At 62.6% G+C, this 13,772-nt stretch carries 17 protein-coding genes; 12 read left to right on the top strand and 5 right to left on the bottom strand.

All coding sequences use genetic code 11. The features are described 5' to 3' along the window. Positions 1-40: 40 nt before the first annotated feature. The gene (locus tag QZZ02_RS08105; RefSeq protein WP_291843568.1) at positions 41-418 is read right to left on the bottom strand and encodes a hypothetical protein; all 378 of its coding nucleotides are present in this window, start codon (positions 416-418) and stop codon (positions 41-43) included. 264 nt (positions 419-682) lie between these two features. Between QZZ02_RS08105 and QZZ02_RS08100 the strand changes: the two genes are divergently transcribed. The 3 genes from QZZ02_RS08100 to zapE all read left to right on the top strand — a co-directional run bounded on the left by QZZ02_RS08100 (position 683) and on the right by zapE (position 3,474). Beyond that, positions 683-1,825 carry an iron-containing alcohol dehydrogenase gene (locus QZZ02_RS08100; protein WP_291843567.1) on the top strand — a complete coding sequence of 381 codons (1,143 nt, stop codon included), beginning with the start codon at positions 683-685 and terminating at the stop codon, positions 1,823-1,825. Further along, entirely contained in the window at positions 1,822-2,250 is a 429-nt protein-coding gene (locus tag QZZ02_RS08095; protein WP_291843566.1) for a thioesterase family protein, read from the top strand. The genes QZZ02_RS08100 and QZZ02_RS08095 overlap by 4 nt, the downstream gene beginning before the upstream one ends. Positions 2,251-2,337: 87 nt before the next feature. Next, positions 2,338-3,474, top strand: a complete 1,137-nt coding sequence (gene zapE, locus QZZ02_RS08090; protein WP_291843565.1) for a cell division protein ZapE — start codon at positions 2,338-2,340, stop codon at positions 3,472-3,474. A gap of 3 nt (positions 3,475-3,477) precedes the next feature. Here zapE and QZZ02_RS08085 read toward each other — a convergent pair whose 3' ends face one another. Then, positions 3,478-4,320 (bottom strand): GNAT family N-acetyltransferase, encoded by an 843-nt coding sequence (locus QZZ02_RS08085; protein ID WP_291843564.1) that lies wholly within the window; start codon positions 4,318-4,320, stop codon positions 3,478-3,480. A 112-nt stretch (positions 4,321-4,432) separates the two neighbouring features. On the opposite strand from QZZ02_RS08085, the gene QZZ02_RS08080 reads away from it, so the two are divergent. Both QZZ02_RS08080 and QZZ02_RS08075 read left to right on the top strand, forming a co-directional pair. Beyond that, positions 4,433-5,929, top strand: a complete 1,497-nt coding sequence (locus tag QZZ02_RS08080; RefSeq protein WP_291843563.1) for a S41 family peptidase — start codon at positions 4,433-4,435, stop codon at positions 5,927-5,929. Between the two features lie 34 nt (positions 5,930-5,963). Then, entirely contained in the window at positions 5,964-6,641 is a 678-nt protein-coding gene (locus QZZ02_RS08075) for an O-methyltransferase (protein ID WP_291843560.1), read from the top strand. Here QZZ02_RS08075 and QZZ02_RS08070 read toward each other — a convergent pair whose 3' ends face one another. Beyond that, the gene (locus tag QZZ02_RS08070; protein WP_291843559.1) at positions 6,642-7,127 is read right to left on the bottom strand and encodes a DUF6265 family protein; all 486 of its coding nucleotides are present in this window, start codon (positions 7,125-7,127) and stop codon (positions 6,642-6,644) included. It abuts the gene before it with no gap. A gap of 81 nt (positions 7,128-7,208) precedes the next feature. Between QZZ02_RS08070 and QZZ02_RS08065 the strand changes: the two genes are divergently transcribed. The 4 genes from QZZ02_RS08065 (at position 7,209) to mdh (ending at position 9,842) form a co-directional block, all read left to right on the top strand. Continuing rightward, on the top strand, positions 7,209-8,036 hold the full coding sequence (locus QZZ02_RS08065; RefSeq protein ID WP_291843558.1) for a helix-turn-helix domain-containing protein: 828 nt from the start codon (positions 7,209-7,211) through the stop codon (positions 8,034-8,036). A 42-nt stretch (positions 8,037-8,078) separates the two neighbouring features. Then, a complete protein-coding gene (locus tag QZZ02_RS08060) occupies positions 8,079-8,528 on the top strand; it encodes a hypothetical protein (RefSeq protein ID WP_291843557.1) in 450 nt (149 codons plus the stop codon). Beyond that, positions 8,525-8,737 carry a helix-turn-helix transcriptional regulator gene (locus tag QZZ02_RS08055; protein WP_291843555.1) on the top strand — a complete coding sequence of 71 codons (213 nt, stop codon included), beginning with the start codon at positions 8,525-8,527 and terminating at the stop codon, positions 8,735-8,737. The genes QZZ02_RS08060 and QZZ02_RS08055 overlap by 4 nt, the downstream gene beginning before the upstream one ends. A gap of 142 nt (positions 8,738-8,879) precedes the next feature. Continuing rightward, positions 8,880-9,842, top strand: coding sequence for a malate dehydrogenase (mdh, locus tag QZZ02_RS08050; protein ID WP_291843554.1), 963 nt, complete (start codon positions 8,880-8,882; stop codon positions 9,840-9,842). 57 nt (positions 9,843-9,899) lie between these two features. Here mdh and QZZ02_RS08045 read toward each other — a convergent pair whose 3' ends face one another. Continuing rightward, positions 9,900-10,415 (bottom strand): tryptophan-rich sensory protein, encoded by a 516-nt coding sequence (locus QZZ02_RS08045; RefSeq protein ID WP_291843552.1) that lies wholly within the window; start codon positions 10,413-10,415, stop codon positions 9,900-9,902. Positions 10,416-10,564: 149 nt separating this feature from the next. Here QZZ02_RS08045 and QZZ02_RS08040 point away from each other — a divergent pair, with 149 nt between their 5' ends. Then, positions 10,565-11,152 carry a GNAT family N-acetyltransferase gene (locus QZZ02_RS08040; RefSeq protein WP_291843551.1) on the top strand — a complete coding sequence of 196 codons (588 nt, stop codon included), beginning with the start codon at positions 10,565-10,567 and terminating at the stop codon, positions 11,150-11,152. Here QZZ02_RS08040 and QZZ02_RS08035 read toward each other — a convergent pair. Then, the gene (locus QZZ02_RS08035; RefSeq protein WP_291843550.1) at positions 11,149-11,886 is read right to left on the bottom strand and encodes a LytTR family DNA-binding domain-containing protein; all 738 of its coding nucleotides are present in this window, start codon (positions 11,884-11,886) and stop codon (positions 11,149-11,151) included. The two genes, QZZ02_RS08040 and QZZ02_RS08035, sit on opposite strands and share 4 nt — an antisense overlap. Before the next feature lie 157 nt (positions 11,887-12,043). Here QZZ02_RS08035 and QZZ02_RS08030 point away from each other — a divergent pair, with 157 nt between their 5' ends. Together QZZ02_RS08030 and QZZ02_RS08025 are read left to right on the top strand one after the other, a co-directional pair. Beyond that, positions 12,044-12,457: a DUF2141 domain-containing protein gene (locus QZZ02_RS08030; protein WP_291843549.1), complete on the top strand. Its 414-nt coding sequence runs from the start codon at positions 12,044-12,046 to the stop codon at positions 12,455-12,457. 10 nt (positions 12,458-12,467) lie between these two features. Then, positions 12,468-13,772 (top strand): carotenoid oxygenase family protein (locus QZZ02_RS08025; RefSeq protein ID WP_291843548.1); only part of this gene is annotated, 1,305 nt, incomplete at its 3' end.

The raw sequence follows: 13,772 nt of genomic DNA, 5'->3' as shown, positions 1-13,772 counted from the left end.
GGCCTTTTTCTTGGTGGTCTGCGGGGTGAGGCCGACCGGCTTATGCCGGCTGCAGGGAGACCAGCCAGTCCAGCGCAGTATCGCGGCTGGTGAAGAAGCGCGCATGTTCCGGGAGGTCGCCGATCTCGCTGCGGACAGCGGCGTGGTATGCGTCGTCCCAGACGCGCGGAACTACATAGGCGGCCGCAACGGGGCGTTCGATTGCGAACAGGAAGTTCTCGATAATCTCGGCGGACAATTGCGGTGTTGTCTGCCGTTCCGCTTCGCTGCAGTCAGCCAGAATTGCCGTCACCGCGCGACGTTGGCACAACTCGCGCGCCCGTTCCGTGGCCCAGCCGGCTTCGCGACGCGTGGCCTGGCCACGGGCTCGAATTTCGACGACCGTTCCACCGTCGATAAGGTCGACCCTCACCGTCATACTCAATACCTACACATTCTTGTTCTTGTTACGGGCCGGAAGATAAGTTTTTCGAACGCCGTTCGCCAGTATTCGAAAATGAGCAGAAAGGCCGAGAGCACCTGTAATAGCTAGGTTTCTTGTGGAATTAACCAACGCTCTTCAATCAAAACAGATGCGTAGGAAATGAGCGGCGAACTGCTATCCGTCCTCCCCTTGCCAAGTTCGGACGGATAGGACATGGAAAACATACCGTTAACTGTAATCCGGTGTTGAGAGCCCAAAATGGCCACATTCCAGTTCCGAACCGTACCCCATATTCACGCGGGACGAGGCGCCGCCGGCAGACTGGCCGACATCGCGGCGCCCCTGATGGCGGGTGTCGAACGTGTCGTACTGGTGACCGACAAGGGCGTGCGTCAGTTCGGCCTCATCGACAGCGCTCTCGCAGGGCTGGAGGCGGCTGGTCGATCGGTTCTGGTGATCGATGATGTCGTGGCCGATCCGCCCGAGGACATGATTCTGGCCGCAACCGAGCGGGCCCGCGCATTTGGCGGTCAGCTGGTGGTCGGTTTCGGCGGCGGATCATCGATGGATACAGCCAAGCTGGTTGCCCTGCTTCTGGGCTGTGATCAGCCGCTTTCCGCCATGTACGGCGTCAATCAGGTCAAGGGCTTGCGCCTGCCATTGGTATTGGTGCCGACCACGGCCGGGACCGGCTCCGAAGTCACCCCCATCTCTGTTGTCACGGTCGGTGAAACCTCCAAAATGGGAGTCAATGACCCGGCGCTTTATGGCGACATGGCGGTACTCGATGCCGAGCTTACCCTGGGGTTGCCGCGTCATGTGACGGCGGCGACCGGAATCGATGCGATGGTGCACGGGATTGAGGCCTATACCTCGGCCATCGAGAAAAACCCGGTCTCGGACGCACTGGCCCTGGCGGGGTTGAAGAAGCTGCATGGCGCGATCGAGCGAGCCTGTCGGGACGGATCGGATATCGAGGCGCGCGAGGACATGCTGCTTGGCGCGCTCCTGACCGGGCAAGCCTTCGCCAATGCGCCGGTCGGGGCCGTGCATGCGCTGGCCTATCCGCTCGGCGGGGTCTTTCACGTCCCGCACGGTCTTTCCAATTCGCTGATGTTGCCGCCGGTGCTGCGCTACAATGCCGCCAGTGCGGAACCACTCTACACGCAGCTCGCAGCTCATCTTGATCTGACCTCGCCGTCGACGGAGGCGCTGGTCACCGAGATGGAGCGGATCGCGGATGGGGTCGGCATCGAAACGCGGCTGACCCAGGTGGGTGTCTCGCACAACGACCTGCCGCGCCTCGCAGAGGATGCGATGAAGGTCGAGCGGCTGTTGAAAAACAATCCCCGCGCCATGACCCTCGAGGCGGCCCAAGCCTGTTACGAGGCCGTGTTGTGATCGAGAAGCGCGCCCGCAGTGCCTATCCCCGCTTTCGCGTCCTGCCGACCCGCTGGGCCGACAACGACATCTATGGCCACATCAACAATGCGGCCTATTACGGTTTCTTCGACACGGCGGTGAACTGTTTCCTGATCGAGGAGGCCGGGCTGGATATCCATGCCGGTGCGGTTATCGGTCTCGTGGTCGAGACCGGGTGCAATTACTTCGCGCCCTTGGCCTATCCGGAAACCGTGGAGGGCGGCGTTCGGGTCGTCCGGCTGGGCAATTCCTCCGTCACCTATGAAATCGGTCTGTTCAGACAGGGCGAGGATCAGCCGGCCGCCCAAGGGCGGTTTGTTCATGTCTATGTCGATCGCGACGCGCGTCGGCCGGTCCAGCTCCCTGACGCGATGCGTGCGGCGCTGGAAGCGATCCGCGCCTGATGCTGGGCCATGGTGGACGGCGTCGGGGGCCCGGCCCTGCACCGCGCCCATTGACCTGACAACCCGCAGCACCCAAGCCTGTCACCCATGACGACGCCCCTGACTGTCCTGCGTAACCGTGTTGAAGCCGGTCTTCTCAGCCCCGATCCGGAGCAGGAGCAGGCGGCCATCGCGCTGACCGATCTGGCGGCGCGGCTGGCAGGCTGGCGTCCGCACCGCAGGAGGTTGTTCGGCAAGCCCGATCCTGCACCGCGCGGACTGTATCTGTGGGGCGGGGTCGGACGCGGCAAGTCAATGTTGATGGATCTCTTTGTCGAGAGCGCGCCGGTCAAGCCGCGCCGGCGGGCGCATTTTCATGAATTCATGCAGGATGTGCACGCACGCATAACCGAATGGCGCAAGCTGACACCGGAGGAGCGCCGCAAGCGCCCTGAACATGTCCGCGGTGCCGGCGATGATCCGATCCCGCCGGTTGCCAAGGCGATCGCGGCCGGCGCCCGGCTGCTGGCCTTCGACGAATTCCAGGTCACCGACATTGCCGATGCCTCGATTCTGGGCCGCCTGTTTGAACAGTTTTTCGAGCGCGGCGTTGTCGTGGTCGCGACCTCGAACCGTCACCCCGACGATCTCTACAAGAACGGCCTCAACCGGCAGCGCTTCCTGCCGGTCATCGAGATGCTGAAGGACCGGCTGAATGTGATGGAGCTGGATGGCGGCACGGATTTCCGCTTGCGCCAGCTCGAGGCGGCACCGGTCTATTACACGCCGCTGAGCGCCGATGCCGAGCTGGCCATGAACAAGGCGTGGGAACGCCTGACATCGGGCGCCGTGCCCCAGCATTGTGTGCTCGACGTGAAAGGGCGGGCCCTGACCATTGATCGCGAGGCGGCCGGTGTGGCGCGTTTCACCTTCTCCGAGCTCTGCGCCCGACCGCTCGGGGCGGCCGATTATCTGACGATTGCCGAGCGCTTTCATACGGTGCTGCTGGAGTTCGTGCCGAAGCTGTCCTCTGACAAGCGCAATGAGGCCAAGCGCTTCGTGACCCTGATCGATGCGTTGTACGAAGCCCGGACCAAGCTCGTCATGAGTGCCGATGCCGACCCCGTCGACCTCTACCCGGAGGGCGATGGTGCCTTCGAATTCGAGCGGACCGCGTCGCGTCTCATGGAAATGCGGACGCATGACTATCTCGCCGCCAAGCGCCGCGAGCAGGACGGCGACTGAGCGTCAGCCCAGCTCGAATGTGGTGTTCCCGAAGATCTGGTCGAGCCGCAGGGGCGGGGCCTCGCCGCGGTACATCCGGGCGGTTTCAAAGACGGGCGCAAGGCCGAAGCGCGCGGCCAACGCCAGCGCCGCTTGATTGGGTTCCGGCGTATCGAGAAACACTGTCTCGCCACCAGCCTTGGAGCACAGGCCGCGAAACAACAGATCGGCCTCGATCTCGCTGCGCGCGAACAGCGGACCGATCTTCCAGCCGTCATGGCATTTGCGGATCGTGCCTTGACCGATGATCTCACCGTCCTCGATGAGGGCAAGGCTGTGACGGCTGGTGATCGACGGGTCGAGCCAGGCCTGGCAGAAGGCATCGCGCGGAGCAGGAACGAAGCCGCGATCAAACTCGAGCAGGGCGGGAATGAGGTTGTTGTTGACCACAACGAGGCGGGAATCATCCGGCGTCTCGCAGGCGACCGTCCCGCCGTGTCGAATATTTCTGTGCGCCAGGGCGAAGCCGGATTTTCGGTAGTTGTCCTGCTGATCGATCACGCCGTCGAGGCCGACGACATGATTGTCCAGTTGGGCCATGGCAGCATGCCAGATTGCCCAGCCATGCCCGTGTCCGCGAAACGCAGGTGCGCAGATGTAGAAGCCCAGAAAGCCGTACGCGTCTGAGTAGCGAACCGCCGAGATCAAACTTGCGGGCTCGCCATTGATCTCCCCCACAAGGAAGCCTTTCGGGTCAGCAGAATGGAAGGGCATTGCATCGTCCAGGCCTGGATTCCAGCCTTCCGCTGCGGCCCACCTCAAAAGCAGATCGAATTCGTTAAAGCCGAGATTGCGAATATGGATCATGTCCGGGGGGTCCTGATGGCCGTGTGCGCAAACATTAAAAATGCTTATGTCTCCGGCAAGTAGCTAGTCACGCATTCCTTTGACTAGTTTGGTGTCGCCTAGGAGGTGATGCATGTACGGTGTACTTTTGGTCGGAGCTCTGGCGATCACGCAAGAGAGCGCCGCTGTTGACTGGTCTGCGTTGGCGCGGGCGGATATCGAGGCCGCGCACCGTGAGATCAGCGAAAGTCACCCAGGGCCTGTTGATCCACTAGCCCCCGACTTCGGCGAACGGATGGACGCGATCCGTGATCGCGCTCTGGCGTTTGCTGATCGTGCCGAGACAGCGATGGGTTATCGGGCAGCCCTCCTCTCCTACGGGGCAGGATATAGTGACAATCATCTCGGAATTTTGGTCGGCATCGAACCGGAGAGACACCGCTGGCCTGGTTTCGTCGTGGCCCGCGCGATTGATGGCCGGACGCGAATTGTTAGGACGAGCGAAGCTCAGGGCGGCCTTTTCGGCGCCGAAATACTCGAATGTGAGGGCCGAGATCTCGACGCCTTAATGCGCGAGCGCGTGTTCGCATTTCGCGGTGTCGAGGCGCGTGAAGTCGACTGGATGCGTCGCGCGGCGCTCCTGTTCCTCCACGAGGGAAACCCGTTCGCGCCGCCGATCGAGACCTGCCTGTTCCGGCTGGCGGATGGTCGTGAGGCGGACATTGAGCTGTCCTGGCGCGCGATCGAGCATGATGCCTGGCAGGCGGAATTGGCCGCCAGTCAAGGTGGCGGGGAAACTCTTTCCAGCGGAATGCGATCCTTCGGCGAGGGCCGCTACTGGATCAATTTGCCGAACTTTAATCCCGATCAAGATGCGCGTCTGGCTTTGAGGGCCCTTATTGATTCAATCGCCGAGCAGGCCGATGAGTTGCGTTCCGCAGATGTCATAGTTTTTGACCTGCGCCAGAATGGCGGGGGCAGTAGCGCCTGGGGGCGCGAGATTGCCCTCTTGCTTTGGGGAAGGGCCTATCTCAACCAGCAAAATGGTCAATTGTCGGCGGTGGACTGGCGAGCGTCGTCTGCGAATGCCGACCATCTCGAGGCCTTGGTTCCGAGAATACAGGCGGACGGATATGCGTCAGTAGCGGACCATTTTCAGGACGTGGCTGACGAGATGCGCGTGGGGCTGACCCATGGTGAAGCCCTGGTCCGTTTTCAGTCCGGGACCCTGGTGCGTCCTGTTCCGGCGGACGGGCGTGTCGTTGTGCCTGACATGATTGAGGCGGTTGCTGAGGAGGTTCGGATTGAAAACCCCGTCCAGGCGCAGGTGCTCTTTCTTTCGGCCGGGTCGTCCTGCGCAAGCGCCTGTCTTGATTTTGCCGACAATGTGCTCGCGACAGACACGGCCTCCCTCGTCGGGTGGATGACGGGCGCTGACTCCCTGTACATGGAGTTGCGGGAAATTGTCCTGCCGTCGCAACACGCTCGTTTGGGCCTGCCAACAAAGGTCTATCGGGGGCGGAGCAGAGGTTCGATGGAGGCCTACCAGCCGGAGATACTCTACACCGGAGATGACTTTTCCACCGAGACCTTGCAGGAATGGATCGAGCGCGAAATTCTGGGCGACTAGGTCACTGCGCAACCTGTTTTCTCAGGGAGGATTCATGTCCCGATCCATCGGCCTGTCCCCGGACCTGGTTTCATACGTCCGCAGCGCCAACAGGTCCGAGCATCAGGCATTGGCGCGATGCCGAGTCGAGACGGACGCGATGGGTGATGTCGCTCGGATGCAGATTTCGCCGGAGCAGGGCGCTTTCCTGCAGCTCTGCGCCCGCCTCGTCTCCGCCCGGCTTGCGGTCGAGATCGGTGTCTTCACCGGCTATTCCGCTCTCGCCACCCTTTTGGCCATGCGGGCTATCCATGGCGACGACGCCCGTTTGATCGGCTGTGACGTGTCCGAGGATTATACCGGCCGGGCGCGGACCTACTGGGCCGAAGCCGGTGTTTCCGACCAGATCGACCTTTGCCTCGGCGATGCCCGCGAGACGCTCGGTCGCCTTGTCAAAGCCTATGCCGGCAAGGTCGACATGATCTTTATCGACGCCGACAAAACCGGATATGACGCCTATTACGAGGCGGCGCTGAAACTTGTGCGGCCCGGCGGCCTCATATTGTTCGACAACGTGTTGTGGGGCGGTGATGTCGCCCGGCCGGACAGGATCGCCACTGATGCGGATACCGCAGCCCTCGCCGCCCTGGCGGCCAAGGTGCGCGATGATGATCGGGTCGACATGGCGTTCACCACTATCGGCGATGGCATCCTGATGGCGGTCCGGCGCTGATCAGTAGGAGACACGTGACCAGGTAAAGCTCATGGCTTGCTCGCCGGACAGGTCCGAGATCAGGGCTGTGAGAACGTCCCCATCCCGACTGTAGGCAATGACTTGCGGGAAGTCGTTGCCTGGGTTTTCGAAGCGGACCGACATTGTGCTTTGTTCCGTGAGGTTGAAGCAAGTCGCCGGGCGGCCACCCGGCTGGGCGCAATAGCGACCGGTCTCTCCGGCCAGTTCGATGCGCAGGAATTCAAAGCCGACGGCCCGGCCCTCGACCTGTGTCCGGTTGATGCCGAGCAGCAGGCCGCCGGCACCATCGGTCCAGACCTCTTCGATCACAGGATCAGCGTTCGTGCTGCGCCAATGTCCGGCCATCCAGTCCAGCGAAATGCTCTGGCCGAGTGCGGTCGGGGCCGGGGTGCAGGCTGCGACCGCAAATGCCGCCAAGGCGAAACGGCGCGCGCGGCGTGGTTCTGTGTGCTTTCGGATGGTCATCGTCGTGGTCTCCAATGTGCTATCGCTTTTATTGACAGCGTAATCTGCCGCCGTCTTGAATGATCCGGACAAGGGGGCGCAATGAGCGAGGCAGCGTATCAGTTTCGGCCGGCGGGTGACGGTCTGGCCGACCGCATCGAAGGTGTCTGGTTTCTGTCTCATGCGGGCGATGATGCACCGCAGATGATCGCGCCGGATGGCGCTTGCGAAATCATCCTGCACCGGTCGGAGCCGCCGCTCGAACAGCGCGGAAACGGGTGGGCGCGTCAGCCCGAAGCATTTTTCTATGGCCCACTGAACCGTGCCCTTGTGCTGCGTCAGAGCGGGCCGATGGATGTGGTCGGGATCCGGTTGCACCCCTGGGCGGCAGGCGCGCTGGGCGCAAATCCCTCCGCCTGGCGCAACCGCGCGGTTCCGCTTGGCGACATCCTGGGCGATCCGGCCACAGAACGATTGTTGGGCGTCGCACGTGCGGCTTCATCGCCGGCAGATTTTCTCGATGTCGCTGCGACGGATCTCGATCATGCGCTGCAGGCTCCGCTGGTCCAGACAGGCGTTCGCCGGCTTGTCGAGGCGCTGCAGCGTGTCGAAGCTTCGGGTCTCGCGGACCTTGCCAGGCTGGCTGGCACCAGCGAACGGACGGTTGGCCGTCGGTTTGAGCGGGCCTGTGGCTTGACCGCCAATGACATGGTCCGGATTTTCCGCTTTCACCGGGCCCGCGAAGCGATCAAGGCCGGCTTGCCACTGACCGAGGTTGCTGCGGATGCAGGTTATGCCGACCAGGCCCACATGACCCGGGATTTCCGCCGCTTCGCCGGGATCACCCCGGTCCCGGCCCGCAATCCGGCGGCGTTTGATGTATTCTATCCTGGAGAGAGAGGCGACGTTGTGAAAAGTCGCGAAATGTAACCTGTAGGTGACTGATAACGTCAAGGTTACAGAGAGGTCGACATGACCCACATTTCTTCTCTCATTTGCATGCGCAATCACTTTCTGGCACTCGCTGCCACGTCATTCCTGGTCTGGCAGGCCATGCAGATTGCGGAGGTCTGGCTGTCTCCATCGGCTACCGCTTTCGGGATCATCACACTGGCCGGTCTTGTCGGCAGCCTTGGTTTCGCGGCCGCCATGGTGATGTTTCTTGTTTATGCGAGCCGCGTCACGCGGAGCCGTAGTCAGGCTGTCATCCAGGATGAATTGTTTGCGCATCATCAGGCTCGTGCCTTGCGGATCGGCTATATCGCCCTGATGGTCGTGATCACGCTGGGTTTTGCACTCACTGATTTCGTCGAGTTGCCAATCGAGTTGATGATGCGGGGCCTGATGATGGTGGGGGTCGCTGTTCCCATCTTCGCCTTCCTGATCCTGGATGGCGGCGCCGACGAAGCAGATGAGGCATGAGTTCGGCCGACGCACTCGCCAATCGGCTCCGCGAACTGCGCGCCCGTGATGGCATCACCCAGGCCGAGCTGGCCGAGCGGGTCGGCGTGACCCGCAAAACCATCAACACGGTTGAAAACCGGGTCTTCGTGCCCTCGACCATCCTGGCGCTCAAGCTCGCTGCAGCGCTGGGGGTCACGGTCGAGGAGATCTTCCAGCTGGCGGGGTGAGACGGGTCCGGACAGGCCGTTTCGGGCCGGTGCGGCGAGATCTTGTGACCGGATGCGGCGATATCACCGCCTTGCCGAACCCGCCGCGCAGCGCTAGACCGCTGGCCAATCGCTTGAACATCCCCACAAGAGGAGCTCCTCCATGGCCCGTAACAAGATTGCGCTCATCGGATCCGGCATGATCGGTGGCACCCTGGCCCACATCGCAGCGCGTGAAGAACTGGGCGATGTCGTCCTGTTCGACATTGCCGAAGGCGTGGCCAAGGGCAAGGCGCTGGACATTGCCGAAGCCAGCCCGGTTTTCGGCAAGGATTCCAAGCTCGCCGGTTCGGACGACTACGCCGCCATTGCCGGTGCCGATGTCTGCATCGTCACCGCAGGTGTGCCGCGCAAGCCGGGCATGAGCCGCGATGACCTGCTGGGCATCAATCTCAAAGTCATGAAAGCCGTTGGCGAAGGCATCGCCAAACACGCCCCGGACGCATTCGTGATCTGCATCACCAACCCGCTCGACGCGATGGTCTGGGCGCTGCGCGAATTCTCCGGCCTGCCGCACAACAAGGTCGTCGGCATGGCTGGCGTGCTCGACAGTGCGCGCTTCCGTCATTTTCTCGCTGACGAGTTCGAAGTCTCGGTCGAGGACGTCACCGCCTTTGTCATGGGTGGCCATGGCGACACGATGGTGCCGCTGCTGCGCTATTCGACCGTCGCCGGCATCCCGGTGCCGGACATGATCAAGATGGGCTGGTCGACCGACGCCAAAATGGACGAGATCGTCCAGCGCACGCGTGGCGGCGGCGGCGAGATCGTCGCCCTGCTCGGTACCGGTTCGGCCTTCTATGCCCCGGCCGAGAGCGCCATCGACATGGCGGTCTCCTACCTGCGAGACAAGAAGCGCATCCTGCCCTGCGCCGCCTATCTCTCCGGCCAGTTCGGCCAGGATAATCTTTATGTCGGCGTGCCGGTCGTGATCGGTGCGGGTGGTGTCGAGAAAATCGTCGAGATCGAACTCAATGCCGACGAGCAGGCCATGTTCGATAACTCGGTCGAGTCCGTGAAGGGCCTGGTTGCGGCCTGCAAGGGTCTCGAGCCGTCGCTGGCGTAGGCGATACGGTCATGTTTGCCAAAGCCGCCGGCCCTTGGGTCGGCGGCTTTTTCGTGCCTAAAGCCCGCCGGCGAACGTCCCGACTGCATTGAGCCGCATCAGTTCGAAGCCGAAGACCAGCAGGGTGGTCAGCCAGGCAAACGGGACCCAAAGAAGAACACCGGCGGCGGTCGAGGCGCGCCCGACAATGCCGGTTGCAAACAGGGCGTAGACCCACATGGCCATGGCAGCGAGAAAGCCAAGGGCCGGGTCACGCATGCCGAAAAAGATGCAGATCTGCGTCGACATGCCGGCGAGCAGAAGGGCAATCAGCAAGGCGCTGAGCAGCCGCATGCCATCCTTGCCGCTGCGCTGGACAATCCAGAGCGCGATGACGACGAATTTCGGGACCAGCAGGCCAAGGATATTCATCAGGTCGAAGCTGGGTGCCCAGTTCGGGGCTTCCAGCCCTTTGGCCCAGTCCATCGCGCCGGTGGCATGAATCCATCCCGACAGGCCGCCAGCCAGCGACGCCGCGCCTACCAGGTAGACCAGCAGGGTAATGACGCCCGGACCGTGCCGTTTCTCGGTCATGGAAAGTACAACTCACTCTGTCTTGCCCAAACCTGCACGCTGCAAGTTTTGAACCAGCTGTTCCGGCGACCGGCTGATCGGAGAATAGCGGTTCTCTCCAGTGGTGCGAGACTGCACCCGATCATATAGAATGCGTGAAAAGGCTGGCCGTGAAATCACTTGACGCGACGAGCTGCGACTTCTCGATTGGCGACATGACCCAGATCCAACTCGAAACTGACCGTCTCATTTTGCGCCAACCCGACCTGTCGGACTTCGAGCCGCTATGCGAGCTGATGGGCGATGAAGAAACCGCCCGGTTTATCGGCGGGATTCAGGAGCCGGCCCATGTCTGGCGCGGCCTGTGTGGCATTGTCGGTCACTGGGCGCTGCGCGGCTATGGCTTCTTTTCGGTGATCGAGAAGGGCAGCGGGCAGTGGTTGGGCCGGGTCGGCCCCTGGTATCCACATGGTTGGCCGCAGCCAGAGATCGGCTGGTCATTGAACCGGGCCAGCTGGCGTCGCGGTTTTGCGACCGAAGCGGCGGCCGCTTGCATGGATTATGCGATCGACACCCTGGAATGGCCGGATGTCATACACCTCATCCACGAAGACAATCACCCGAGCCAGGGTGTGGCCGCGAAGATCGGATCGCGCGATCTGGGCCATGACGCCGAAGTGGCCGGTTTCAACATGATCGTGGATGTCTGGGGCCAGACGGCGGACGAGTGGCGGTCATTCCGCAAGACGCTCCGCTAATACCAGCCCGCTTCCCGCAGTTTCGGGGCATAGGTCCGGCTGACCGGCACCTCCGTCCCTGTCGTCAGTGTCAGCGTGGCCCGACCGTCGCCACGAGAAACTTGATCGACGGCCTTTCGGGCGACCCACCAGGACCGGTGTGTCCGGGCTCCGTCCAGGGGCGCCACGGCCGCAGCCGCATCGCCCAGCCGCATCAGAATCAGGCAATCGCCCCGATCGGTATGAACCCGCAGATAATGGTCCTCCGCCTCTAGCGCCAGGATGTCGGCTCGACGCAGGCGCGGCGGCAGCTTGTCGGCGAGCGCGGGCAGCGGGCGGGCGGTGTCGGGGTCGGTCACAGTGTTGGGACGGCTGTTCTCGATCAGAATCGACACGGTCACGACAGCCACCGAGATCACCCAGACAAGAAAGTAGATCATGGGCAGGACGTAGAGCGGAAAGCGCCCGTTGAGGGAAAGCTGCAGCAAGGCCACGGCGATGGTGACCGGAAATGACACCAGTATGGACGTTGCCAGCCCGGTCGCCGGCTTCGGCCAGTCCGGCGCATAGCGCTCGAACAACCAGGTGCAGCCATTGCCGCATGTCCATCCGAGCGCCATCAACCCGGTCCAGTAAAGCCAGATCCAGGGCAGGCCCAGCTGGCCTGTCTCATAGGGGGCCAGAATGGACAGGAAGGTGCCTGCAGCGAGGATTACTGCGGTATTCGGTCCCCAGGATTTCAGTCTCTCGATCATCGGCAGCCTGGTCGTTCGCGAAACGTGAATGAACACCTAGCGCAATTCGCGAAGCCAGGCAGCCTGTTGGCGCAATCGATGTTTTGCGTCCCGCCCGTCAGCGTCATGCCTGAAAAGACGCCGGCGATGAAGCCGGCCTGAAACAGAGAGAAAACCGATGATGATGACAGCATTGATCCTGGCCGCCAGCCTTGGAACCGCTCCGGCCGAAGCGGCCAGCCTGATTGTGCATGTTGAAGGCCTGCCGGAAGCCCGCGGGGCGGTGATGATGGCAGTCTTCGCCTCGTCCGAGAGCTGGGATGATGGCGACCCGGTGGCAGGCAGCCGAGTCGCGGTGCGTAGCGATGCCGTGACAGTCTCTTTCGACGCGTTGCCGGCAGGCGCGTATGCCATCCGGATGTATCACGACGTTGATGGTGACGGCGAACTCGACGTCAACCTGATGGGTATTCCCAGCGAGCCTTTTGCCTTCTCAAACAATGCGCGTGGCCGTTTCGGGCCGGCCAGCTGGGCGGACGCCGTTTTCCAGCTTGTCCCGGGTGAGAACACGCACACGCTGAACGTCCAGTAGGGAGGCCGGGATGTCGATGGAACCCAATCGCCGCCACATGCTGGCCATGCTTGCAGCGGCCGGAGGGGCTGCTGGCATGCCGGGTCTCGCCTTTGCAAGCCGGGATACCGACCCCGTCCATGAGGCGTTCGAGGCGGCGACGCTACAGGACCCGTGGACGTTGGGATTCACCGACGCGCCGGCGAGCGGTCTTGATGGGGTGGCCGAACGGATTCACGGGCGCCTTCCGGACGGGCTGGCTGGCATGCTTTACCGCAACGGACCCGCTCGTTTCAGCCGCGATGGGTGGCGTTACCGGCACTGGTTTGATGGCGACGGCATGGTCAATGCCTGGCGTTTGGCACCGGGCGAGCCTGTCAGTCACAGGTCGCGCTTTGTCGAAACCCGCAAATGGCTGGCCGAGGAGGAAGCGGGGCGCTTCCTTATGCCCACATTCGGGTCCATGCCGCCCGCTGGTCAGGGTATGCGCGGTCCGGACGATATGAACGCTGCCAATACCTCGGTGATGATGCTGGACGGACAGTTGATGGCCTTGTGGGAAGGTGGGTCCGCCTGGCAACTCGATCCGGAAACGCTTGCCAGTCAGGGACCCAAAAACTGGGGTGAGGATCTGGCGGGCCTGCCCTTCTCGGCCCACCCAAAGGTCGACCCGGACGGTACCGTCTGGAATTTCGGCCAGGCACCGGCGCAAGAAGCCCTCGTCGTCTGGCAGGTTGGTGCCGACGGCACCCTGCAACGGGCGGAACTGATCGGTGATGTTCCGGGCGGAATGATCCATGATTTTGCGGTCACTGACCGATCCCTCCTTTTTCTCGTCGGAAACCTGCGCTGGGACCGGGCGCAACTGCCCTATCTCGACAGTTTCCGCTGGGATGACAGTCGCGCCATGCGCGTGATTGCGATCGACAAGGCCGACTGGTCGCAACGCCGGACCTGGGATTTGCCGCCAGGCTTTCTGTTCCATATCGGAGGCGCCTGGGAAGATGCTGACGGTACCCTGCATGTTGATGCCGCCCTGTCCGCCGATGCGCGCATGGCGACCCATGGTGCGCGCCAGGTCATGCGCGGCGTGTCAAGCTCCGAGGCCGAGGGGCTGAGCCGCATGCACCTGATCACGCTTTATCCCGGTGGCCGGTTCGAACAGTCGGTGTTTGCCGATGGCTGCGCCGAATTCCCGCAGGTGGATCCGCGATATACCGGCCTGGCGCGCCGCTTGACCTGGCATGTTGGCTGGCCGGATGACCAGGTGCGTGGAGCCAGTCAGCTGGTTGAACGCGATCTCCTGGCTGGCGCAACGCGCCGGTTCGACTTCGGC

Source organism: Maricaulis sp., from assembly GCF_015665295.1.
GTDB lineage: Bacteria > Pseudomonadota > Alphaproteobacteria > Caulobacterales > Maricaulaceae > Maricaulis.
Note: the sequence above shows the minus strand (reverse complement) of the source record. Positions and strands in the feature narration are given on the sequence as shown.

Bases quoted from the DNA above. Each gene is read 5' to 3' on its own strand.
- QZZ02_RS08105 (WP_291843568.1), bottom strand. From the start codon at position 418: ATGACGGTGAGGGTCGACCTTATCGACGGTGGAACGGTCGTCGAAATT.
- QZZ02_RS08055 (WP_291843555.1), top strand. From the start codon at position 8,525: ATGAGTTCGGCCGACGCACTCGCCAATCGGCTCCGCGAACTGCGCGCC.
- QZZ02_RS08060 (WP_291843557.1), top strand. From the start codon at position 8,079: ATGACCCACATTTCTTCTCTCATTTGCATGCGCAATCACTTTCTGGCA.
- zapE (WP_291843565.1), top strand. From the start codon at position 2,338: ATGACGACGCCCCTGACTGTCCTGCGTAACCGTGTTGAAGCCGGTCTT.
- QZZ02_RS08035 (WP_291843550.1), bottom strand. From the start codon at position 11,886: ATGATCGAGAGACTGAAATCCTGGGGACCGAATACCGCAGTAATCCTC.
- mdh (WP_291843554.1), top strand. From the start codon at position 8,880: ATGGCCCGTAACAAGATTGCGCTCATCGGATCCGGCATGATCGGTGGC.
- QZZ02_RS08075 (WP_291843560.1), top strand. From the start codon at position 5,964: ATGTCCCGATCCATCGGCCTGTCCCCGGACCTGGTTTCATACGTCCGC.
- QZZ02_RS08080 (WP_291843563.1), top strand. From the start codon at position 4,433: ATGTACGGTGTACTTTTGGTCGGAGCTCTGGCGATCACGCAAGAGAGC.
- QZZ02_RS08100 (WP_291843567.1), top strand. From the start codon at position 683: ATGGCCACATTCCAGTTCCGAACCGTACCCCATATTCACGCGGGACGA.
- QZZ02_RS08065 (WP_291843558.1), top strand. From the start codon at position 7,209: ATGAGCGAGGCAGCGTATCAGTTTCGGCCGGCGGGTGACGGTCTGGCC.
- QZZ02_RS08030 (WP_291843549.1), top strand. From the start codon at position 12,044: ATGATGATGACAGCATTGATCCTGGCCGCCAGCCTTGGAACCGCTCCG.
- QZZ02_RS08045 (WP_291843552.1), bottom strand. From the start codon at position 10,415: ATGACCGAGAAACGGCACGGTCCGGGCGTCATTACCCTGCTGGTCTAC.
- QZZ02_RS08070 (WP_291843559.1), bottom strand. From the start codon at position 7,127: ATGACCATCCGAAAGCACACAGAACCACGCCGCGCGCGCCGTTTCGCC.
- QZZ02_RS08085 (WP_291843564.1), bottom strand. From the start codon at position 4,320: ATGATCCATATTCGCAATCTCGGCTTTAACGAATTCGATCTGCTTTTG.